Genomic DNA, 20,989 nt, shown 5'->3' on the forward strand with positions numbered 1-20,989 from the left:
CTGTTGCACCACTGTTGCCCCGCGAACAGCCGCGGGCTCAGGCCCAGAGCTGGCCCTGAAGGGTCTCGATGGCCTCTTCGTCCGTGGCCGCCGTGTAGACGCCCGTGGAGAGGTACTTCCAGCCGCCGTCGGCGACGACGAAGACGATGTCGGCGCTCTCGCCCGCCGTGACGGCCTTCTTGCCGAGGCCGATCGCCGCGTGCAGCGCGGCGCCGGTGGAGACTCCCGCGAAGATGCCTTCCTGCTGGAGGAGTTGGCGGGTGCGGGTGACGGCGTCGGCGGAGCCTACGGAGTAGCGGCTGGTGAGGACGGACTCGTCGTACAGCTCGGGCACGAAGCCCTCGTCGAGGTTGCGCAGCCCGTACACCAGGTCGTCGTAGCGCGGTTCGGCGGCGACGATCTTGACGTCCGGCTTCTGCTCGCGCAGATAGCGGCCGACGCCCATGAGGGTGCCGGTGGTGCCGAGGCCGGCCACGAAGTGGGTGACGGACGGCAGGTCGGCGAGGATCTCGGGGCCGGTGGTGGCGTAGTGCGCGCCCGCGTTGTCCGGGTTGCCGTACTGGTAGAGCATCACCCAGTTCGGGTTCTCGGCGGCGAGCTCCTTCGCCACGCGTACGGCGGTGTTGGAGCCGCCGGCCGCCGGGGAGGGGATGATCTCGGCGCCCCACATGGCGAGCAGCTCGCGGCGTTCCCGCGAGGTGTTCTCCGGCATCACGCAGACGATTCGGTAGCCCTTGAGCTTCGCCGCCATGGCGAGCGAGATGCCGGTGTTGCCGCTGGTGGGCTCCAGGATGGTGCAGCCCGGGGTGAGCCGGCCGTCCTTCTCGGCCTGCTCGACCATGCGCAGCGCCGGGCGGTCCTTGATGGAGCCGGTCGGGTTGCGGTCCTCCAGCTTGGCCCAGAGCCGGACGTCGTCCGAGGGGGAGAGCCGGGGCAGCCCCACGAGGGGGGTGTCGCCGACGACGGCGAGCGCGGAGTCGTATCGCATCAGAGCGTGGCGGACACGTCGGGCGTGGGCATCCGGCCCGAGCCGCCGGCGACGGCGGGCAGGATGGTGACGCTGTCGCCGTCGGCGAGTTTGGTGGAGATGCCGTCCAGGAAGCGGACGTCCTCGTCGTTGAGGTAGACGTTCACGAAGCGGCGCAACTGGTCGCCGTTGGCGCCGTCGACGATGCGTTCGCGGATGCCCGTGTGGCGGGTTTCGAGGTCGGTGAGCAGCGCGGCGATGGTGTCACCGGTGCCCTCGACGGCCTTGGCTCCGTCTGTGTAGGTGCGGAGGATGGTCGGAATGCGGACCTCGATGGCCATGGCGTGGGCTCCTGTCGGAAAAGAGGCGTGACGGGCGCGCGGCTCTGCCCCCGCGCGGGGGGTGGTGCTCGGGAGGGGCGTACTGCCGCGACTCAGGCGGCAGCGCCGGCCGTACACATGGCGCTGGCGAGTCGGCACAGGTCCACGTGCAGGCGCGCCACCAGGAGATCGCCTGGGGTCTTCTCGCTCACGTCGTGGGAAACCATGGGGTCATCGTATCGATTCCCGGTCCGCATCCCGGTATGTGATCTCAGTGGGTGGACGTTCGGCGTTCGTCAGGTGGACCGGGGCAGATAGACGACCGTCGGCGCGCCGGTCCGGGGGTGCGGCGTGACCTCCGCCTCCACCTCGTAGACGGCGGCCAGGAGACCGGGGGTCAGGACCTCTGCCGGGGGTCCCGAGGCGACGACCGTACCGGCTTTGAGTACGTACAGCCGGTCGCAGTAGTACGCGGCGAGATTGAGGTCGTGCAGGGCCAGCAGATTCGTGGTCCCCAACTCGCCCATGAGGGAGAGGACTTCGAGCTGATGGCGGATGTCCAGATGGTTGGTCGGCTCGTCCAGGACGAAGAGCGCGGGGCGTTGGACCAGGGCGCGGGCGACGAGGGCGCGCTGGCGTTCGCCGCCGGAGAGGGACGGGAAGGCGCGTTCGGCGAGCGGGGCGATGCCCAGGCGCTCCAGCGCGGCGTCGGCGAGCGCGGTGTCGGCCGCCGTGTCCGCCTCCCAGAAGCGCCGGTGCGGGGAGCGGCCCATGGCGACGACCTCGCGGACGGTCAGTTCGAAGTCGGTCTGCCCGTCCTGCGGGACGGTGGCCACGCGCCGGGCGCGCGCCTTGGCCGTCATGGTGTGCAGGTCGTCGCCGTCGAGCAGGGCCCGGCCGTGGGTGGGGCGCAGGGTGCCGTACACGCAGCGCAGCAGGGTGGTCTTGCCGCTGCCGTTGGGGCCGACGAGGCCGACGGTCTCGCCGGGGGCGGCGGTCAGGTCGACGGCGTCGACGAGGTGGCGTCCGTCGCCGACCCCGTACGACAGCCCTTCGATCCGCAGCGCGGCAGCCTCGCGGTCGCTCATACGGGGGCTCCTTCGGGGCGGCGGCGCATCAGCCACAGGAAGAACGGGCCGCCGAGGAGCGCGGTGAGGACGCCCACGGGGATGTCCTGGGGCGCGGCGACGGTCCGGGCGGCGAGATCGGCGACGACGAGTACGACGGCCCCGCCGAGCGCGGCGACCGGCAGCAGCGGCCGGTGCGACGCGCCGACGACCATCCGGGCGGCGTGCGGTACAAGCAGGCCGACGAAGCCGATGGCGCCGCTCGCGGCCACCATCACGCCGGTGACCAGCGAGGCCAGGACGAACACGGCGGCGCGGAAGCGCGCGGTGTCCAGGCCGAGTACGGTCGCGCCCTCCTCCCCCACCAGCAGCAGGTCCAGCGGCCGGGCGAGCGCCATGAGGACGGCGGTGCCCACGACGAGGACGGCGGCCGGGACGACGAGGGTGCCCCAGCGGGCGCTGCCGAGCCCGCCGAGCGTCCAGAACAGCGCCTCCTGGAAGTGCTCGGGCCGGGCGGAGACCACCAGGACCAGGGTGGTGAGCGCGGACAGGATGTACGAGACGGTGACCCCGGCCAGGACGAGCCGCCCGCCGGTCATGGTCGAGCCGCGCCGGGCCAGCGCGTAGACGAGGGTCATCGCGACGAGCGAGCCCGCGAAGGCGGCGGCCGGCATGGCGACGGTGGTGGTGATCCCGCCGCCGATGCCGGAGCCGATCCCGAGGACCAGGACGAGTACGGCGCCGGTGGACGCCCCGGAGGAGATCCCGAGCAGGAACGGATCGGCCAGCCGGTTGCGTACGAGGGCCTGGAGGACCGTCCCGACGACGGCGAGACCGGCGCCGACGACCGCGCCGAGCAGCACGCGCGGCAGCCGTACGTCCAGGACGATCGTGCGGAAGGGGCTGGGCTCCGCGCCGCCGGTGAGGATCGTGAGGACCTCGCCGGGCGGGATACGGACGGAGCCGAGCGCGAGCGCGGCGACGACGGCGCAGGCGAGCGCCACGGTGAGGGAGACGAGGACGAGGGCGTGCCGCAGCCGGCGGCGGTCCTGCGGGGTCTCGCAGGTCATCGCGGCGGCCCTACTCGCCCGCCTCCGGGTGGAGTTGGTCCGCGAGCCGCCCGACGGCGGCCGGGGCGCGGACGCCGAGGACGGCGTCGGAGAGCGGCAGGACGGCGAAGCGCTTGTTCCTGACCGCGGGAACGTCCTTGAGGACCGGGTCCTCCAGGAGCCGCTTCTTCTTCTGGGCGACGGTGGTGGAGCCGTAGTCGTAGATGACGATCACCTCGGGCGCCCGCGCCACGACCTGCTCCCAGGTGGCGTCGCCGAAGGACTTGTCGAGGTCGGCGAAGACGTTGCGCCCGCCGGCCCGCTCGATCATCTCGTTGCCGATGCCCTTGCCGCCGGCGGTGAACGCGGTCTTGTCGCCGCTGTCGTAGACGAAGACCGGTACCGGCTTCACACCTTCGAGCGCGGCGGCGGTGGCGGTGAGGGCGGTGCGTGCCTCGGCGGTCCACGCCGCGGCGCGGTCGGGGACGCCGAAGGTGCGGCCGACCTCGGTGACCTCGCGGAAGACGTCGTCCATGGAGGTCTTGCCCTTGGCGCAGTTCTCCAGGTTGAGCCGGGTGTCGATGCCGGCGCCCTTGAGGTCGTCGCGGGTGCGGCCGTCCTTGGCGGCGAAGGCGCTGACGTAGCCGCCGTAGACGAAGTCGGGGTTGGCGGCGAGGAGTTTCTCCTTGGAGGGGTACTCCTTCGCGATGACCGGGACGCCGTCGTACGCCTTCTTGTACTCGGGCAGGACGGCGTCGTCCAGCCAGGCGGTGCCGACGAGGGACGTGGTCAGTCCCAGCTCGATCATGACCTCGGTGACGTGCTGGTTCATCGTGACCACACGCTCGGGGGGTGCGTCGAAGGTGGTCTTCACACCGCAGTTGGTGACGGTGTACGGGAATCCGCCGGCCGCCGGGCCCTTGGCGCGCGCGGGGTCCGGGGTGCTGGAGCACGCGGCGAGCGGGAGCAGCAGGGGAAGCAGGGCCGCCGGTATGAGGGCGTGGCGCCGCAAGGACATGACTGTGCCTCCTCCGGGGGATTTCCGCGTCCCCTGGCATGGTGGGAGAAGGGCGACAGGTCAGTTCCTGGCTTCCAGGCCGTCGCTCGCGCGACGGCCCTGGTCACAGTGGCGGGACCGTGCCGGATTCACACCGGCTTCCTGGGTCCTGCCGCCCTGGTTCGGCGCCAGTGTGTCAGACGACTTGGACGTCCTCTTCCGTGACCTCGCCGTCGACGATGCGGTACGAGCGGAACTGGAACGGGCCCATCTCGTCGGTGTCGGCGGTGGAGACCAGGACGTAGTGCGCGAACGGCTCCATGGCCAGGTCGATGTCCCGGCGGGAGGGGTACGCCTCGGTCGCGGTGTGCGAGTGGTAGATGACCACCATGTCCTCGTCGCGCTCGCGCAGCTCGTTGTCGAGCCGCTTGTGCTCGGTCGAGTCGAACTCGTAGAACGTGGGCGAGCGGGCCGCGTTGAGCATGGGGATGAAGCGCTCGGGCCGGTCGCTGCCCTCCGGGCCCGCGATCACGCCGCACGCCTCGTCGGGGTGGTCGGCCCGTGCGTGGGCGACGATCTGGTCGTACAGCGCCTGGGTGATGGTCAGCATGGGGTGAAGGATAAGCAGGTGGCCTCCGCGAGTGAGATGCGGAGGCCACCTGGTGAGACGATCGCTGAGACGACGGCCGGTACGGCGCGTGGGGCGGGGCGCCGTGTCAGTCGGTCGCCTTCGCGTACTCCGGCTCGTACGGGCCCTCCGGCCCACCCGGGTCACGCGGGCCGCGCGCCGCCAGTTCGGGGTTGCGGCGCTTGAGCAGCGCCCAGCCGCCGGCGAGGAACAGCGCCCAGATCGCGCCGACGTACAGCGACACCCGGGCCTCGGAGTCGTACGCGATCAGACACGTCACGAAGCTGAGGAACGCCAGCGCCACCCAGCTCAGCGCCGAGCCGCCGGGGGCCGGGAACGAGGACGCGGGCAGCCGCCCGGCGACCACGGCGGAGCGGTACTTGATATGGCTGACGAGGATCATCATCCAGGTCCAGACACCGGCGGCGGTGGCGACCGAGGTGACGTACAGGAACGCCTTCTCGGGGACGAGGTAGTTGAGGACGACGCCGATGCCCATCAGCGCGACGGACGCGGCGATGCCGAAGGCCGGTGTCTTACGGGAGTTGAGCCGGCCGAGCACCTTCGGCGCCTCGCTGTTGGCGGAGAGGTCGCGCAGCATCCGGCCGGTGGAGTACATGCCGGAGTTGCAGGACGACAGGGCCGCCGTCAGGACGACGAAGTTGACGATCCCGGCGCCGAGGGGGATGCCGATCTTGGCGAAGGCGTGCACGAACGGGCTCTCGCCCGCGCTGAATTCGGTCCACTTCACGACGGCGAGGATGACGGTGAGCGCGCCCACGTAGAAGACGATGATGCGCCAGGGCAGGGTGTTGATCGCCTTGGGGAGGGTCTTCTCCGGGTTCTCGGACTCGCCCGCGGTGACGCCGACGAGTTCGACGGCGAGGTAGGCGAACATCACGCCCTGGAGGGTCATCAGGCTGGAGCCGATGCCGTTGGGGAAGATGCCGCCGTGCTGCCAGAGGTTGCCGGTGGCCGCGGTCTCGCCCGCGTCGGAGAAGCCGAGGGTCAGGACGCCGAGGCCGATGACGATCATGCCGATGATGGCGGTGACCTTGACCATCGAGAACCAGAACTCGACCTCGCCGAAGATCTTGACGGAGATCAGGTTGACGCCGAAGAGCACCACGAGGAAGACCAGAGCGCTGACCCACTGCGGGATCGAGGGGAACCAGAAGTGGATGTAGATCGCGGCGGCCGTGAGTTCGGCCATGCCGGTCACGATCCACATGAGCCAGTACGTCCAGCCGGTGACGTAGCCGAAGAACGGGCCGAGGAATTCGCGGGCGTACTCCGCGAAGGAGCCGGAGACCGGCCGGTAGAGCAGCAGTTCGCCGAGTGCCCGCATGATGAAGAAGATCACCACGCCGGCGAGGGCGTACATCAGGATGATGCTCGGCCCGGCCTTGGCGATGTTCGCGCCGGCGCCCATGAACAGGCCGACGCCGATGGCGCCGCCGATCGCGATCATCTGGACCTGGCGGCTGCCGAGTCCGCGTTCGTAGCCCTCGTTCGAGGTGTTGTCGACCTGTGGGGAGGTCATGGTGATGCGCCCTTTCTCCCTGCCTGTGCCGGTGGTCGTGCAGATTTACCACGGGCCGGGCGGCGATCCCCGGAGGACGCTGTGGCGCGGCACACAGGAAGAAGCGGACAAATCTCGCCCCGGATCGCAAAGCATGCGGGGGCGGTGACGCGATCGTTATGCGGAGTTGAGTGTCCGTTGAGGAAACGGAGTCTGACCATCCGGAGACGGTGTGACGACGCGAAGAAGACCCTGTGACGGGCCTCCCTCACGCCACAGGTGGACCGGTCAGGGCATCATCGTCTCGATGAGCGTCTCCTGGAGCGCCCCGAGCCACAGGTACGCCATCACCATCGGCTTGCGCGGATCGGAGTCCGGCAGCCGGTAGAGGCCCTCACCCTCGTCCTCGTCGGAGACGTCCAGCCTGTTGCCGATCGTCAGCCGCAGGTCGTTGAGCGCGCCGAGCCAGTGCCGGCAGTCGTCGGGCGTCAGCTTCAGTACGGCTCCGCCCTCGCCCGACGCCGAGAGCGCGTCCAGGGTGCGGACGACGGCGAGGCCGTCCTCGCGCTTGCGGGTCCGCAGGTCGTTCTCGGTGAAGCGCCTGAACTCGGAGGCGTACTCGCGCAGTTCGTCGTCGGTGTCGTCGCCGAAGCCGTACGCGTCCGGGAAGAGCCGGGCGAGCGCGGGGTCGGAGGGCGGCTTGCTGGGCCCCTCGGTGAAGAGCGCGGCCAGCGGGTCCTCCCCCTTGGCCGGTTCGTCGCCGGGGCCGATCAGCTCCAGGAGCTGGACGACGAGGGAGCGCAGGATGGAGATCTCGACCTCGTCGAGCGCGACGGCGGCGCCACCGCCGGGGATCGCCTCGAACTGCCCGGCCATCAGCGGGCGTCCTGGGAAAGAGTGGCCCACAGGCCGAATCCGTGCATCGCCTGCACGTCGCGTTCCATCTCCTCGCGGCTGCCGCTGGAGACGATGGCGCGGCCCTTCTGGTGGACGTCGAGCATCAGCTTGCGCGCCTTGTCCTTGGAGTAGCCGAAGTACGTCTGGAAGACGTACGTCACATAACTCATGAGGTTGACCGGGTCGTTGTGGACGATCGTCATCCACGGCACGTCAGGTTCCGGGACGGTGAACGTCTCCTCGGCCGACTCGGGAAGTTCGATCTCTGTCGGGGCAACACTCACGGTTCGGGACGACCTTCTTCTCCGCCGGGGGCCCAGGGGTGTGCCCCGGGATGCACAGCCTCACAGCCCCCATGCTGCCACCAGGAGGGGCCTGTCGCACAAACGGCGGCCTGAGCGCCCGTTAGATCTCGTCAGTCTGACGAGATCTCCTGTAGCATCGTTGGCATGAACTCTGCGGACCTTGAGAAGGGCCTGGCCAAGGACGAGGGCGGACGCCGGGTCGGCGTTCCGTCGACCGCGCTCTTCACCGACCAGTACGAGTTGACGATGCTCCGGGCGGCGCTGCGGGCGGGAACGGCCGAGCGCCGCTCCGTCTTCGAGGTCTTCACCCGGCGCCTGCCCGAGGGACGGCGCTACGGGGTCGTGGCCGGTACCGGCCGGGTCCTGGACGCCGTCGAGAACTTCCGCTTCGACGCGGACGTCATCGGCTTCCTGCGCGAGCGCGGGATCGTGGACGGGCCGACGCTGGACTGGCTCGCCGACTACCGCTTCCGCGGCGACATCTGGGGCTACCGGGAGGGCGAGATGTACTTCCCCGGCTCGCCGATCCTGCGTGTCGAGGGCTCGTTCGCGGAGTGCGTGCTGCTGGAGACCGTGATCCTGTCGATCCTCAACCACGACTCGGCGATCGCCGCCGCCGCGTCCCGGATGTCGGCCGCCGCCGGCGGGCGCCGGCTGATCGAGATGGGCGCGCGCCGCACGCACGAACTGGCCGCCGTCGCCGCGTCGCGCGCCGCGTACGTGGGCGGCTTCGACACCACCTCCGACCTGGCGGCCGGCTTCCGCTACGACATCCCGACCGTGGGCACCAGCGCGCACGCCTTCACGCTGCTGCACGACAACGAGCGGGACGCGTTCCAGGCGCAGGTCGACGCGCTCGGCAGCGGTACGACGCTGCTGGTGGACACCTACGACGTGGCCGAGGCGGTGCGTACCGCCGTGGAGGTCGCCGGGCCCGAGCTGGGCGCCGTCCGCATCGACTCCGGCGACCTGCTGCTCGTGGCGCACCGGGTGCGCCAGCAGCTGGACGAGCTGGGCGCGGTGAACACCAAGATCGTGGTCACGTCGGACCTGGACGAGTACGCGATCGCCTCACTGGCCGCCGCGCCGGTGGACGCGTACGGGGTCGGCACCCAGCTGGTGACCGGCAGCGGGCACCCCACCTGCTCGATGGTGTACAAACTCGTCGCCCGTGCCCACAGCGCCGACCCGACGGCACCGCTGCACGCGGTGGCGAAGAAGTCGCTCGGCGGCAAGACGTCGATCGGCGGCCGCAAGTGGGCGGCGCGGCGGGTGGACGCCGAGGGTTACGCGGAGGCCGAGGTCGTCGGCACCGGCCCCGTCCCGGCGGACCTGCTGGACCGGCAGCTGCTGGTGGAGCTGGTCAAGGGCGGCGAGGTCGTCGTACGCGAACCGCTGGACACGGTCCGCGACCGGCACGTGGCGGCGCGGGCGGGGCTGCCGATGTCGGCGATCCAGCTGTCGCGGGGCGAGCCGGTCATCCCGACGGTCTACATGTGATGAGGAAGGCATGAACGGAGAGCGACCGGGAACGCCTGGCTTCAAGAGGTCAACCACTGGCGGACGCCTTAGGCTCAGGGGCCCGCGCCCGCTCCCCACGACTGAAGGACATCTGCCATGCACCGCGCTTTGATAGTCGTGGACGTTCAGAACGACTTCTGTGAGGGCGGCAGCCTCGCGGTGTCGGGCGGCGCGGACGTGGCCGCCGCCATCACCGATCTCGTCGGGCAGGCGACAGCCGGTTACCGGCACGTGGTCGCGACGCGTGACCACCACATCGATCCCGGTGACCACTTCTCCGCCCGGCCCGACTTCGTGCACTCGTGGCCGGTCCACTGCGTGGCGGGCACCGAGGGTGTCGGGTTCCACCCGAACTTCGCGCCGGCCGTCGCCTCGGGGTCGATCGACGCGGTCTTCGACAAGGGCGCCTACGCGGCGGCGTACAGCGGCTTCGAGGGCGCCGACGAGAACGGCGTGACGCTCGCGGACTGGCTGCGGGCGCGCGAGGTGGTCGAGGTCGACGTGGTCGGTATCGCCACCGACCACTGCGTCCGGGCAACGGCCCTTGACGCGGCGCGTGCCGGCTTCACCACGCACGTGCTGCTGGACCTGACGGCGGGCGTCGCGAAGGAGACGACGGACCGCGCCCTGGACGAGCTGCGCCAGGCGGGCGTCCGTCTGACGGGCAAGCCGGTCGTGTAGACCACCCCCGCCCGGCGCGCCGGGACCACAAGGATCCGCCCCGGCAGGGCGTGGCGCGCGCGGGGCGCCGAACCGTCGTGCCGGCGCCCGCCGACAGGGCGGAGTGCCCGACTGCGCCCATGGCCGCAGTCGCGGACCCGCCCGCCAGGGCGGGGGTGGCCGTCCGCCGGACAGCTACGCGGCGCTCTTGTCCGTGCCCGGTCCTCGTCGGAGCTCCTGGCGCGGCCCCGCGACGCGGCCCGGGAGGGCCGTGGGGAGGCCCGTGAGGGTGCGTGGGGGGTCCGGGGGGCCGTAGCGGCGCGTGGGGCGCAGTAGGGCGCGTATGGGCTGCCAGAGCTCCTGGGCGGCCTGAGGCGTGCCGCGCCAGAGCAGGCCGTCGGGATGGTGCAGCACCGCCGTGATCTCGTCCGGTGTCGGCGGTTCCGCGTTGCCGCGCAGATAGACCGCGCGCAGTCCGAGATTCCGCAGCCTGGTCAGGGCGCGGGCCCGGTTCATCGCGTGGACCAGAATCCGGACCGTACGGCCTTCGGAGACCGGGCTGGGCACGGTCAGTGCCACCACCACGGTGCCGTTCGGGAGCCTGCTGAAGCCTCCACCTGCCATGTGTCCTCAATCCCCCCGTGAGACGTCGTGTCAATAAGAGTCGGTAGGACGCACCTAAACACGATCGGCCGCCGCCCCGCTAGGGGGCGACGGCCGATCATGGCTTGACCTGCGATGATGCCGTTTACTTGGTCGAGCGGTCCACCTTCACCGTCATCGTCGAGCCGCTGAGCGGCTCGCTCACGATGGAGATCTTGGTGTTGGTGTCAGGAACGTCGACACCGCCGGTGGGGTTCTCCTCGTACCAGTAGGTGCCCTTGCGGTCGTCGAAGACCGAGGTGCCCGCCTGGGGCCGGATCCACTGCGCCTTGTCGGCCTTGTGGAGCTGGAACAGGTCGGTCGGGTACTTGCTGAACGACGAGTCGAACGTCTGGATCTTGTTGCGCATCAGGGTGCCGTCCGCCCACTTCATGGGCTTGGCGTGCGCGTCGACCGGCAGGATCAGACCCTTGCCGGGGTGGACGCTGGTGTTGTTGTCCTTCTGCGAGGTGTCCCAGAGCCAGACCATGAGGCCGTTCTGGTACGCGTAGTGCTCGACCCAGCCGTCCTTCGGCGCCTTGAAGCCGAAGTTGTACGGGCCCGACTTGAGGGTCTTGTCGTAGCTGACGTACTGCCGGTTCTCCGCGATGTAGAACTGGTCGTAGTCCTGGGTGAACGACTCACCGATGCGCGAGAAGCCCTTCGCGGTCCAGCCCGCGTCGTCCGCCTCGGCGTTGTCGGTGAAGAGCGGGGTGCCGTCGGCGACGACACTGATCGTGTCGGCTACGAAGCCCTTGCCGCCCGCGCCGCCGTCCGTCTGGTAGCGGAAGCGGAGGTCGAACTTCTTGCCCGCGTACGCGTCCAGCGAGTAGACGAGCTTCTTGTGCGCGCCGGAGACACCGGTCAGGGCCGGCTTGTCGCTCGCGTCGCGCGTGATGGCCTTGCCGTCGGCGGTGCCGTCGACCGGGGTCCAGTTCGCGCCGCCGTCCTCCGACACCTCGGCGTACAGGTAGTCGTAGTCGGCCTCGATGTCCCACCAGCCGTCCAGCTCCAGCGAGGCCTTGGCCTTGCCGGTGAGGTCGACGGAGCGGGTGAGGGTGTTCTTGAGGTCGTCACCCATGTCGCTCCACCACTGCTTGGAGCCCTCGGCGGGCTTCTCCACAGTCGTGGTGACGGCCTTCTTCGGCAGCTCGACGACGAGCGCCTGCGGGTTCTTCGTGTTGTACGCGGACACGCCCAGCTTGTGGGTCGACGCCGTCGCGGCCTTGGCCTCGTCGTAGTCGAGCCAGCCCAGCTGGAGCTTGTCCCAGGCGGTCATGTCGCCCGGCAGGTCACCGATCTCGCCCTTGCCCCGGCCGAGCCAGGAACCGGCGGACATCAGGGACCAGTAACCGGTGGAGTTCTCGCCGCCGCCCGAGGTGTCGTACAGGTCGGGCAGGCCGAGGTCGTGGCCGTACTCGTGCGCGAAGACGCCGAGTCCGCCGTTCTCCGGCTGCATCGTGTAGTCGCCGACCCAGATGCCGGTGTCGCCGATCTGCGTGCCGCCGGACTTGTTCTGCGTGGGGCCCGTCTTGCCGGCGTCCGTGCCGTAGGCGTACCAGCGGTGCGCCCACAGGGCGTTCTCACCCTCGGCGCCGCCGCCGGCCGACTCGTCCTCGCCCGCGTGGACGATCTGGAAGTGGTCGATGTAGCCGTCGGGCTCGTTGAAGTTGCCGTCGCCGTCGAAGTCGTAACGGTCCCACTGGTCGTACGCCGCGAGGTCCGTCTTGATCTGCGCGTCCGTGCGGCCCTTGGCCTTCTGGTCGGCGGCCCAGGCGGTGGTGCCGTCGCGTACCGCGTCCCAGACGTTGGCGCAGTTGGAGCTGCCGCAGTAGTTCGAGCCGTAACGGGCCTCGTTGTACTTGACCTTGACCCAGTCGGAGACCTCACCGTCGACCGAGTAACGGCCGGACGAGGTCTTCTCGTAGTAGGTCTTCAGCGACTCCTTGGGCTGTCCCTTGGCGTCCTTGCCCTCGCCGAAGTACAGGTCCTGGAAGTGCGCCTGGTTGTAGTCGGCCTGCCAGGCGGTGGAGTTGTCCACCTTCCGGTCGGGCTCGGCTATCTCGTTGTGCTGCGGGCCGGGCTCGCCGCCGTACTTCTTGACGGGGGCCTCGGGGCCGTCCGGACCGTCCGGGTCGAACATGGTCGTGTCGTCGACCTCGTCGCCGAACTCGACCAGGATCGTGAAGATCTTGTCGGTCTTCTCGCGGCCCAGCTCGACGTACTTCTTGTCGCCGAGCTTGACGACGTTGGAGCCGCCGCGCTTCATGATCTTCGCGTCACCGGCGAGGACCTGTTCCAGGGCGGCTTTCCGCTGCTCATCCTGCTGCTTGCTGAACGGGCCTTCGAGGTCGTGCTCGACATGGCCCTTCTGCGGCGCCGGATCGCGGCGCTCGATGCTCGCCGGACCCGCTGTGTCGTTGCCCTCGGCCTGCGCCGGGGCGAGCGTCGAAGCCGTCGCGGCGGCCGTGGCGAGGGCCACGAAGACCGCGGACGCTCTGATCGCCCGTCGATTGATGGTCACTTGATGTTGTCCTCTCCCCGCACCCAAAGTCCGCGGACCGGATGTGTGGGGATCCGCGCGCGGGGTGCGCGTCACAAGTGACGACATTCGACCGGAGTTGAAGAAGAAAAGACAGCCCTTGACTTGCACAGGCCAAGTGCACTATGCACAAGTCCAGTTCCGGTATCCGGACGTCCGCCGGACGTCCGGGGAACTCCCACGGATGTCCGACGCGTACCCCACGGCCGACCCACTGCCGTTCCCGAAGCCGTCCCACGGACCGGACGGCAGGCGCATCGATGTGTCATATAGCGGGGGCGCGTGACTCCGTGCGCCCCCCATGCCCCGACCCCGTGGGTTAGGTCACGCTTACTGTCGGTTCCCGCCGGGCATTCACCGTCGTAGGGTCGTTTGACAGCGACTCAGCGCAGACGCGAGACACCCCCAACACCCCCCGAAATCACTCCCGATTGCCCCGAGGGACGGATCAGCCATGCCGCGTCCGACTGCCGCACAGCTTGCCTACGGTTCCGCCACCGTCGTCCTCGCCACACTCGCGATGCTGCTGCTCTCCGGCGTCCAGTCGGTCGTCGGCGTAGCGGTGATCGCACTCGTCGCCCTCTGTCTCGGCCTTCTGGTGTCGGTGAAGGCCGTGCGGCCTCGCCGTACGCCGGTGGCCCACCCGGTCGGCACGGGCCGTACGGACCACGCCGCCGCCACTGTCGCCTCGGCGTCGGGCCGGACCGTCGCCCGGCCGCGCGTAGCGGCGTCATCGCGCCGCTGACACCACGACCGTCTTCGCCGCCTTGTCGTGCAGACCCTGCCGATAGGGCCGGTCGAGCAGGAGCAGGATCAGCAGAAGCAGCGGCCAGAGGCAGGCGCAGCAGACCAGTGCGGGGACCCACAGCACGACGGCTCGCAGGAACGAGGCGCGCGAGTCGGGCACCCGCCCGTCGTTGAGCATCGCGACGCGAGTCTTGAACAGCATTTTGCCGAAGGTCTGGCCGCCGCGCTGCACCATCACCATGTCGTAGCCGACGTACGCGATGATCGTGATGATCCGGAACACCCACTGGCCGCCGCCGTTCATGCCGTTGACCGTGTCGTCCCAGCTGTTGGACTCGTCCGACCAGTGGCGGTAGACGTTGAACGGGATGGCGATCACGGCGAGCGGGATCGCGACGATGAGCCAGTCGACGACGCGCGCGAGGATGCGCTTGCCCACGGACGCGAGCGGCGGCATCCCGCGGAGCGGATCGTTTCCGCCGTACGGGTCACCGGGGGGTGGTGGGGCCGATCCCCCGTACGGGTCACCCGGCGGGGGTGGATTGGCACCGCCGTACGGGTTACCCGGCGGAGGCGGGTTCGAGCCGCCGTACGGGTCACCGTAACGAGGCGGGCCGCCGTCACCCGGGGGCGGGCCGCCGGACGACGGCGGCCCCTCGGGGGGCGGCTGCTTGCGGAACGGGTCGTCGTCGGGCGGCTGACCGGGCGTCGGCTGATCGTTGCTCATGGGGGCAGTGCACCGCGCCGTGCGGATGCCCGCAACGGATCAACGGCCGTTCGGAGGAGTCGCGCGCCCCGGCCCGCCAGCCCGCCGATGACCTCGCGTCAGCCCACGTCAGCCCACGTCAGCCCGCGACGAAGGTGCGTGCCGCCTTGTCGTGCCAGCACTGCCGCCACGGCCGGTCGAACACGCACCACAGCACGTTCAGCACGCCGAGCACGAGCACGCCGAGCACCCCGTACACGAGCCAGCGGCGCAGCGCCGAGCCGAAGGACGGGGCCTCGAACGAGTCGATGTCCCGCACCTCTAGACCGCACAGCTTCTTGCCGAGCGTGCGGCCCCACTTGGCGGTGGGCAGCGCCTCGTACAGGACGCCGATCACCAGCAGCGCGGCGAGCACCCCGCCGAAGTAGCCGGCCGTCGTGCCGTCGATCAGCCAGACGGTGACGGTCTCGCCGGTCTGCTTCGCCGCCTCGACCTTGTCGTCGATGTGCGCGAGCGCCTTGGAGACCAGCGGTACGGAGACGGCGCCGACGACCCCCAGGAGGACGACGGTGTCGATCAGCCGCGCGGCGAACCGCTTGCCGAGCCCGGCGGGCCGGGCCGCCGCCTGGGCCTGGGCGGCCCGCAGGAAGGGGTCGTCGACCGGCGGCTTCCACGGCACGACCGGCTGCCCGGCGGCGGCCGGTGCGGCCCCCGACTGCGGGGCGGGCTGGGCGAGTTGGTGCACCTGCTGCGCCCAGGACGGCGAGCCGCCGCCGGGGCCGGCCGCGAGCGGGTTCGCGGCGGGGGGCCGCATCGAGCGGGACGCGGGTCCTTCGGGCTGCTGCGGGCCCTGCGGCGAGTGGGGCTGGGGCTGGGGTGCGTGCGGTGCCTGGGGTCCCGGTGCGGCGGGGGCCGGGCCACCGGCGCGCGGGCGCATGGCGCGGATCGCCATGGTGCCCTCGGTCTGGCCCGTACGTCCGGTGGCCGGTCCGCCCTGCGGTCCGCCGCCGACCGGGCGGATGGTGACGGTGCCGTCGGTGGGCGGCGGCGTCTCGCCCTCGTCGGTACGGGGGCGGCGTGCCGGGCGCGGGAGGCGGATCGCGACGGTGCCCTCCCGGGGAGGTGACTCGTCGTCACCCCGGCCCGCCCCGGCGTCGGGTCCCACGGACCGTACGCCGGGCAGCGCGCCGCCGGTGGGGTCGGCCTGCGGCTCCGACGCCTGGCCGGGCACCCGGGGATCGCGGGTGTCGCGGGCGTACCGGGGGTCCCTGGTGTCTTCCGGTTCCGGCGCGCTCGTGGTGCCGGAACCCTGCCCGCCCGCGCCTTGCGCGCCCGCACCCTGCGCGCCGGCACCCTGCGGCCCGTCGCCCCAGGAGACCCGGGCGTCGCGCTCGCCGCCGAAGCCGGTCTGCCTGCGGGTGTCCGCCTGCCACGCGGAGGCCGGTTCCTGCCGGGGCTCCTCCGCGGGGTCCTCGTCGAAGAACATCGGCCCGGTCTCCTCGACCGCCGGGGTCGCCGGGGCGGCCGGGTCCGGAGTCCGCCGGGCCGGCTGCGGAGGGGCCGCCACGGGTACCCCGTGGGGCGCCTCCGGCATGGCCTCACCGGCCTGCGGAGCCGGCCGGCTGGTGCCGGGTACCCAGGACCCGCCGTTCCAGTAGCGGACGTATCCGGGGATGGACGGGTCCGGGTAGTAGCCGGGGGAAGGGCTGCCGTCTCCGGTTGCCGAGGTCGGGGCGCTCATCACCGTGGTCCCGTATCTCTTCGATGGGCTCAATTCAAGGGTCCACATCTATCAGACCACCGCATGGCCCAGGGTCCATCCCGCCGTTTGGACCTCGATTCGGTCACGAAAGAGTCACGGTAGGTCGCGGGAGCAAGTTCTTGCCCGAAGTCGCGTAATGACGGCGGGAGTCGGTGCTCTCCATCGGTACGGCCCACTCCCGGGCGTCGTACGAGGAAGGGAAGCACCTGACATGCACACCGTGGTGGAACGCGAGCTGGAGCTGAACCTGGTGCTCTCGCCCGAGCGCAGCATCCCCGTCCCTGCCCGGCTGACGTACCGCACGGACGATCCGTACGCGGTGCACATCAGCTTCCACATCAGCTCGGACACCCCGGTCAACTGGACGTTCGCGCGTGAGCTGTTGGTGGAAGGGGTGTTCCGGCCGTGCGGTCACGGCGACGTGCGGATCTGGCCCACGAAGGTCGACGGCCGCAGCGTCCTGTGCGTGGCGCTCTCGTCGCCCGACGGCGACGCGCTGCTGGAGGCGCCTTCGGCGGCGGTGTCGGCGTGGCTGGAGCGGACGTTGCGGCTGGTGCCGCCCGGCGCCGAGACGGACCGGCTGGGGATCGACGACGGGCTGGCCCGGCTGCTGGCCCCGCTGCCCGCCGACGATCTGTGGCTGCGGGACCCGTGGCCGTCCGACGAGTCGGCGGACGGCGAGTCCTGACGCCCGTGCCGGGCCGGTCCTGGTGTTCCTCAGTCGATGACGTAGGTACGGGTGATGAATTCGATCGAGTGGCCGTCGGGGTCGTCGAGATAGACCCCACGGCCGCCGAAGAGATGGTTGATCCGCTGCGGCTTCTCGTGCATCGGCCCGGCCCAGTAAGGGAGTTCGCGCTCCTTCATCCGCGCGAAGATCTCGTCGAACTCGTCCTCGGACACCAGGAACGCCAGATGCTGGCTGACTATCTCCGCGGGCGCGTCGAGATAGTCCAGGGTGACCCCGCCGTCGAGCGGCAGGCTCGCGAAGGGGCCGAAGGACTTGGGCTCGGGCTCCCCGATCAGCTCGGCGAGAAAGCGCGCGGACGCGAACCGGTCCCGGCTGTGGACGATGGTGTGGTCAAGACGGGCGGGCACGGAACCTCCCGGGTCGAAGTGCGGTCACCTGCGGCTGACCTGCTCTCTGTCCCATTTACGGTAGACCGCCCCGTCCGGCCGGGCCATCGGACCTTGGCCGTACGCCACGGGCCCCGCGGCGTACGCCCCGAGCCGTACGCCCGCCCCGATCAGAACAGCTTTCCGGGGTTCAGGAGGTCCAGCGGGTCGAACGCCTTCTTGATGCCGCGCTGCAACTCCATGCCCACCGGCCCCAGTTCGCGGGCGAGCCACTCCTTCTTCAGGACACCCACACCGTGCTCGCCGGTGATGGTGCCGCCCAACTCCAGCCCCAGCGCCATGATCTCGTCGAACGACTCGCGGGCGCGCCGGGACTCGTCCGGGTCCGAGGCGTCGAAGCAGACGGTGGGGTGGGTGTTGCCGTCGCCCGCGTGGGCGCAGACGCCGATCGTGAGGTCGTACTTGGCGGCGATACGGTCGATGCCCTCCAGGACCTCGGCGAGCCGTGAGCGCGGCACGCACACGTCGTCGATCATCGTGGTGCCCTTGACCGCCTCCAGCGCGACGAGCGCCAGCCGCCGTGCCTGGAGCAGCAGTTCGGACTCGGCCGGGTCGTCCGCGGGGACGACCTCGGTGGCGCCGGCCGCCGTGCAGAGTTCTCCGACGGCGGCGAGGTCGGCCGCCGGGTCGGCGGTGTCGAAGGCGCACAGCAGCAGCGCCTCGGTGGTCTCGGGGAGGCCCATGTTCGCGAGGGAGTTGACGGCGCGGACGGTGGTGCGGTCCATCAGCTCCAGCAGGGACGGGGTGTGGCCGCGTTCCATGATCTGGCAGATGGCGTCGCAGGCGGCGGACGCGGAGGCGAACTCGGCTGCCAGGACGAGCTGTTGGGGTGGGGCGGGCTTCAGTGCCAGGACCGCCTTGACGACGATGCCGAGGCTGCCCTCGGAGCCGACGAACAGCCGGGTGAGGTCGTATCCGGCGACGCCCTTGGCGGTGCGGCGGCCGGTGGTCAGCAGCCGGCCGTCGGCGAGGACGACGTCCAGGCCCAGCACGTACTCGGCGGTGACGCCGTACTTCACGCAGCACAGCCCGCCGGACGCGGTGCCGATGTTGCCGCCGATGGTGCAGGTCTCCCAGCTGGAGGGGTCCGGCGGGTAGTACAGGCCGTGTTCGCCGACGGCGCGGGAGAGCACCGCGTTGACGACGCCGGGCTCGACGACCGCGATCCGGTCGACGGGGCTGATCTCCAGGATCTTGTCCATCTTGATCAGGGACAGCACGACGCAGCCCTCGGACGCGTTGGCGGCGCCGGAGAGTCCCGTGCGGGCGCCCTGCGGCACCACGGGCACGCGCAGGGCCGTCGCCGTACGCATGACGTGCTGGACCTGTTCGACGGTGCGCGGCAGTACGACCACCGCCGGGGAGCCCGCCTCGCAGAAGCTCGCCATGTCGTTCGCGTAGGAGGCCGTGATGTCCGGGTCGGTGATCAGGGCTTCGGCGGGCAGACCGGCTCGCAACCGGGCGAGGAGGTCGTCCGTGGCGACGGGGGCGGGGGAAGCGGGCGAGGTGGTGGGCGGGGCCGCGACGAGGTCATCCATGATCCCAGCGTGGCACCCCGGGGCCATCGGTGTGAACCCGTCTGCGATCCACATCCACAAGGCCGGGTGTGGTCTTCGTATTGACGCACAGTAATCACATGAACGCCAAGAACACCATGAACACGCAGCACATGAGGCACATCAAAAGGGCCGCGCTGGCCGCCGGTGTGGGCGCGGTCCTCGTCGCGGGCGTCCTCGTGTTCGTACCGGACGGAGACCAGGGGCCGCCCGAGCCGGGGCCCGAGGCGCGGGCACGGGCCGCCGTCGGCGCGGGCGCGCCCGCCTCGCTGCCGGACGTGGCGGCGCTCATCAGGGACCGGGAGGCGTGGCTGCGGAAGAACCCGGAGGACGCGGAGTCGTGGGCGGTGCTTGGCGCGGCGTACGTGGAGCGCGGCGGGCTGCGGGCGGACACGGCGTACTACCCGAAGGCCGAGCAGGCGCTGCGCCGCTCGCTGAAGGTCACGCCGGGTGAGCGGCGCAACCCGGCGGCGACGGCGGGCCTGGCCTCGCTGGCGAACGCGCGCCACGACTACGCGGCGGCCAGGAAGTGGGGCGAGGCGGTACGGAAGGCGGACCCGGCACGCTGGGCGACGTATCCGGTCCTCATCGAGGCGTACAACGGGCTCGGCGACTACCCGGCGGCGGGCAAGGCCCTGGACAAGCTGCGGGCGCTGCGCCCCAACACCCCCCGGGTGCTGTCCGTGTCGTCGGCGGTCTACCGCGACCGGGGGTGGCGGGAGGACGCGGCGGCCAAGGCGGACGAGGCGTTCACGAAGGCCGGTACGCCCGCCGAGAAGGCGGGGGCGCTGCACGCGCTGGCCGGGCTGGCGTGGGATCGCGGTGAGCCGAAGGAGGCGCTGCGGTACTACGACGCGGCGCTGAAGATCTCGCGGGACCACCATCAGTCGCTGGCGGGGCGGGCGCGGGCGCTGGCGGCGCTGGACCGGGCGGACGAGGCCGGCCAGGACTACCAGGCGGCCATCGCGGAGCGTCCGCTGCCCGAATACGCCCTGGAGCTGGGTGAGTTGTACGAGTCGCAGGGGCTGGACGGGGACGCGCGGAGCCAGTACGCGCTGCTGAGGGACCGTACGGCGCGGGCGCGGGTGGACGGCGTGAACGAGGAACTGCTGCTGGCCCGGTTCGAGTCCGACCACGGGAACCCGCGGGCCGCGGTGGAGCGGCTGGAGGCGGAGTGGCGGCGCGGGCACCGGAGCATGCAGATGTCCGACGCGCTGGGGTGGGCGCTGTTCAGGGCGGGTGAGCCCGCGAAGGCGCTGCCGTACGCGAAGAGGGCGACGGAGCAGGGGATGCGCAGCGCGCTGTTCTCGTACCACCGGGGTGAGATCGAGCGGGCGCTGGAGATGGACGGCCCGGCGCGCCGCCATCTGGAGGAGGCGCTGCGGACGAACCCCCGGTTCTCGCCGCTGCTGGCGCCGAAGGCCCGTGCGGCGCTGGACGCGCTGGGCGAGTTGCCGGACGGCGGTCCGAAGGACATGCACGGGAACGGCGAGTACACGCCGCTGTCGCCGGCACCGAGCACACCGGCGGCGTCCGCGTCGTCGTCATCCTCGTCCGCGCCGTCGTCGGTGGCGCCGTCGGTCCCGGCCACGCCGTCAGCGGTCGCGTCCGTGTCGGGGGCCCCTTCGAAGCCCGTATCCACGCCCACGCCGCCCGTATCGACGCAATCCGCCGCCCGGAACTGAACTGCCGCCTCCGCTGGGCCCGTAACTGGGTCCCCGGACCCTGCGACTGGGCCCGCCCTCGTCCTTAGTCTCCACGTCACTCGGTGAAATTTTGAGTGACGGTTCGGGTGAGGAGTGCGGATGAGCGGCCCCGAGGAGTGCATACAGAGGTCACCGCGGCGTCGGCACGACCAGGGCCAGGGCGGTGTCGAGTACGTCGCGATGATCGGAGTCGTCGCCGCGGTCATCGGCGCGATCCTGGCGCTGACCGTTCCCACCGACACGGCCGTGGGTCTTCAG

21 protein-coding genes and 1 riboswitch are annotated in these 20,989 nt (G+C 70.9%); of the genes, 5 read left to right on the forward strand and 16 right to left on the reverse strand.

Annotated elements, in window-relative coordinates; all coding sequences use genetic code 11:
- Positions 1-37: 37 nt before the first annotated feature.
- The 10 genes from BHU15_RS09455 to clpS form a co-directional block, all read right to left on the reverse strand.
- Positions 38-988 carry a PLP-dependent cysteine synthase family protein gene (locus tag BHU15_RS09455; protein WP_069626778.1) on the reverse strand — a complete coding sequence of 317 codons (951 nt, stop codon included), beginning with the start codon at positions 986-988 and terminating at the stop codon, positions 38-40.
- Positions 988-1,308, reverse strand: coding sequence for a MoaD/ThiS family protein (locus tag BHU15_RS09460; protein WP_069626779.1), 321 nt, complete (start codon positions 1,306-1,308; stop codon positions 988-990). The genes BHU15_RS09455 and BHU15_RS09460 overlap by 1 nt, the downstream gene beginning before the upstream one ends.
- Before the next feature lie 92 nt (positions 1,309-1,400).
- Positions 1,401-1,514, reverse strand: coding sequence for a putative leader peptide (locus tag BHU15_RS42110; protein ID WP_329078691.1), 114 nt, complete (start codon positions 1,512-1,514; stop codon positions 1,401-1,403).
- Positions 1,515-1,583: 69 nt separating this feature from the next.
- Positions 1,584-2,375, reverse strand: coding sequence for an ABC transporter ATP-binding protein (locus BHU15_RS09465; protein WP_069626780.1), 792 nt, complete (start codon positions 2,373-2,375; stop codon positions 1,584-1,586).
- Positions 2,372-3,424: a FecCD family ABC transporter permease gene (locus tag BHU15_RS09470; protein ID WP_069626781.1), complete on the reverse strand. Its 1,053-nt coding sequence runs from the start codon at positions 3,422-3,424 to the stop codon at positions 2,372-2,374. The genes BHU15_RS09465 and BHU15_RS09470 overlap by 4 nt, the downstream gene beginning before the upstream one ends.
- A gap of 10 nt (positions 3,425-3,434) precedes the next feature.
- Positions 3,435-4,421, reverse strand: a complete 987-nt coding sequence (locus BHU15_RS09475; RefSeq protein WP_069626782.1) for an ABC transporter substrate-binding protein — start codon at positions 4,419-4,421, stop codon at positions 3,435-3,437.
- Between the two features lie 41 nt (positions 4,422-4,462).
- A riboswitch (cobalamin riboswitch) is annotated at positions 4,463-4,608 on the reverse strand.
- Positions 4,597-5,010: a M67 family metallopeptidase gene (locus tag BHU15_RS09480; protein ID WP_069626783.1), complete on the reverse strand. Its 414-nt coding sequence runs from the start codon at positions 5,008-5,010 to the stop codon at positions 4,597-4,599. (Overlaps the previous riboswitch by 12 nt.)
- A 106-nt stretch (positions 5,011-5,116) precedes the next feature.
- Complete coding sequence (locus BHU15_RS09485) at positions 5,117-6,571, reverse strand: amino acid permease (protein WP_069626784.1); 1,455 nt, start codon at positions 6,569-6,571, stop codon at positions 5,117-5,119.
- A 267-nt stretch (positions 6,572-6,838) separates the two neighbouring features.
- A complete protein-coding gene (locus tag BHU15_RS09490; protein WP_069626785.1) occupies positions 6,839-7,426 on the reverse strand; it encodes a DUF2017 domain-containing protein in 588 nt (195 codons plus the stop codon).
- Positions 7,426-7,731 (reverse strand): ATP-dependent Clp protease adapter ClpS, encoded by a 306-nt coding sequence (gene clpS / locus BHU15_RS09495; RefSeq protein ID WP_023541443.1) that lies wholly within the window; start codon positions 7,729-7,731, stop codon positions 7,426-7,428. Before clpS ends, BHU15_RS09490 begins: the two co-directional genes overlap by 1 nt.
- Before the next feature lie 165 nt (positions 7,732-7,896).
- Between clpS and BHU15_RS09500 the strand changes: the two genes are divergently transcribed.
- Positions 7,897-9,252 carry a nicotinate phosphoribosyltransferase gene (locus BHU15_RS09500; protein ID WP_069626786.1) on the forward strand — a complete coding sequence of 452 codons (1,356 nt, stop codon included), beginning with the start codon at positions 7,897-7,899 and terminating at the stop codon, positions 9,250-9,252.
- A gap of 117 nt (positions 9,253-9,369) precedes the next feature.
- Positions 9,370-9,954 (forward strand): isochorismatase family protein, encoded by a 585-nt coding sequence (locus BHU15_RS09505; RefSeq protein WP_031231474.1) that lies wholly within the window; start codon positions 9,370-9,372, stop codon positions 9,952-9,954.
- Between the two features lie 174 nt (positions 9,955-10,128).
- On the opposite strand, the gene BHU15_RS09510 is transcribed toward BHU15_RS09505, so the two are convergent.
- Together BHU15_RS09510 and BHU15_RS09515 are read right to left on the reverse strand one after the other, a co-directional pair.
- Positions 10,129-10,557 carry a hypothetical protein gene (locus tag BHU15_RS09510; protein ID WP_247748716.1) on the reverse strand — a complete coding sequence of 143 codons (429 nt, stop codon included), beginning with the start codon at positions 10,555-10,557 and terminating at the stop codon, positions 10,129-10,131.
- Positions 10,558-10,681: 124 nt separating this feature from the next.
- On the reverse strand, positions 10,682-13,099 hold the full coding sequence (locus BHU15_RS09515) for an immune inhibitor A domain-containing protein (protein WP_069626787.1): 2,418 nt from the start codon (positions 13,097-13,099) through the stop codon (positions 10,682-10,684).
- A gap of 472 nt (positions 13,100-13,571) precedes the next feature.
- Between BHU15_RS09515 and BHU15_RS09520 the strand changes: the two genes are divergently transcribed.
- The gene (locus tag BHU15_RS09520) at positions 13,572-13,862 is read left to right on the forward strand and encodes a hypothetical protein (RefSeq protein WP_069626788.1); all 291 of its coding nucleotides are present in this window, start codon (positions 13,572-13,574) and stop codon (positions 13,860-13,862) included.
- Here the strand turns inward: BHU15_RS09520 and BHU15_RS09525 are convergent.
- Positions 13,848-14,591 carry an RDD family protein gene (locus tag BHU15_RS09525; RefSeq protein ID WP_069626789.1) on the reverse strand — a complete coding sequence of 248 codons (744 nt, stop codon included), beginning with the start codon at positions 14,589-14,591 and terminating at the stop codon, positions 13,848-13,850. The genes BHU15_RS09520 and BHU15_RS09525 overlap by 15 nt on opposite strands.
- Before the next feature lie 118 nt (positions 14,592-14,709).
- Complete coding sequence (locus BHU15_RS09530; RefSeq protein ID WP_069626790.1) at positions 14,710-16,311, reverse strand: RDD family protein; 1,602 nt, start codon at positions 16,309-16,311, stop codon at positions 14,710-14,712.
- Between the two features lie 232 nt (positions 16,312-16,543).
- Between BHU15_RS09530 and BHU15_RS09535 the strand changes: the two genes are divergently transcribed.
- Complete coding sequence (locus BHU15_RS09535) at positions 16,544-17,020, forward strand: SsgA family sporulation/cell division regulator (RefSeq protein WP_023541434.1); 477 nt, start codon at positions 16,544-16,546, stop codon at positions 17,018-17,020.
- Between the two features lie 29 nt (positions 17,021-17,049).
- Here the strand turns inward: BHU15_RS09535 and BHU15_RS09540 are convergent, their stop codons facing one another.
- Together BHU15_RS09540 and BHU15_RS09545 are read right to left on the reverse strand one after the other, a co-directional pair.
- Positions 17,050-17,430 (reverse strand): VOC family protein, encoded by a 381-nt coding sequence (locus BHU15_RS09540; RefSeq protein WP_069626791.1) that lies wholly within the window; start codon positions 17,428-17,430, stop codon positions 17,050-17,052.
- Between the two features lie 149 nt (positions 17,431-17,579).
- Complete coding sequence (locus BHU15_RS09545; protein ID WP_079128034.1) at positions 17,580-19,007, reverse strand: FAD-binding oxidoreductase; 1,428 nt, start codon at positions 19,005-19,007, stop codon at positions 17,580-17,582.
- Positions 19,008-19,105: 98 nt separating this feature from the next.
- Here BHU15_RS09545 and BHU15_RS09550 point away from each other — a divergent pair, with 98 nt between their 5' ends.
- Complete coding sequence (locus BHU15_RS09550; RefSeq protein ID WP_069626792.1) at positions 19,106-20,710, forward strand: tetratricopeptide repeat protein; 1,605 nt, start codon at positions 19,106-19,108, stop codon at positions 20,708-20,710.
- The last annotated feature ends 279 nt before the right edge of the window (positions 20,711-20,989 follow it).

It is taken from the genome of Streptomyces niveus, assembly GCF_001723055.1.
GTDB classification, from domain to species: domain Bacteria; phylum Actinomycetota; class Actinomycetes; order Streptomycetales; family Streptomycetaceae; genus Streptomyces; species Streptomyces niveus.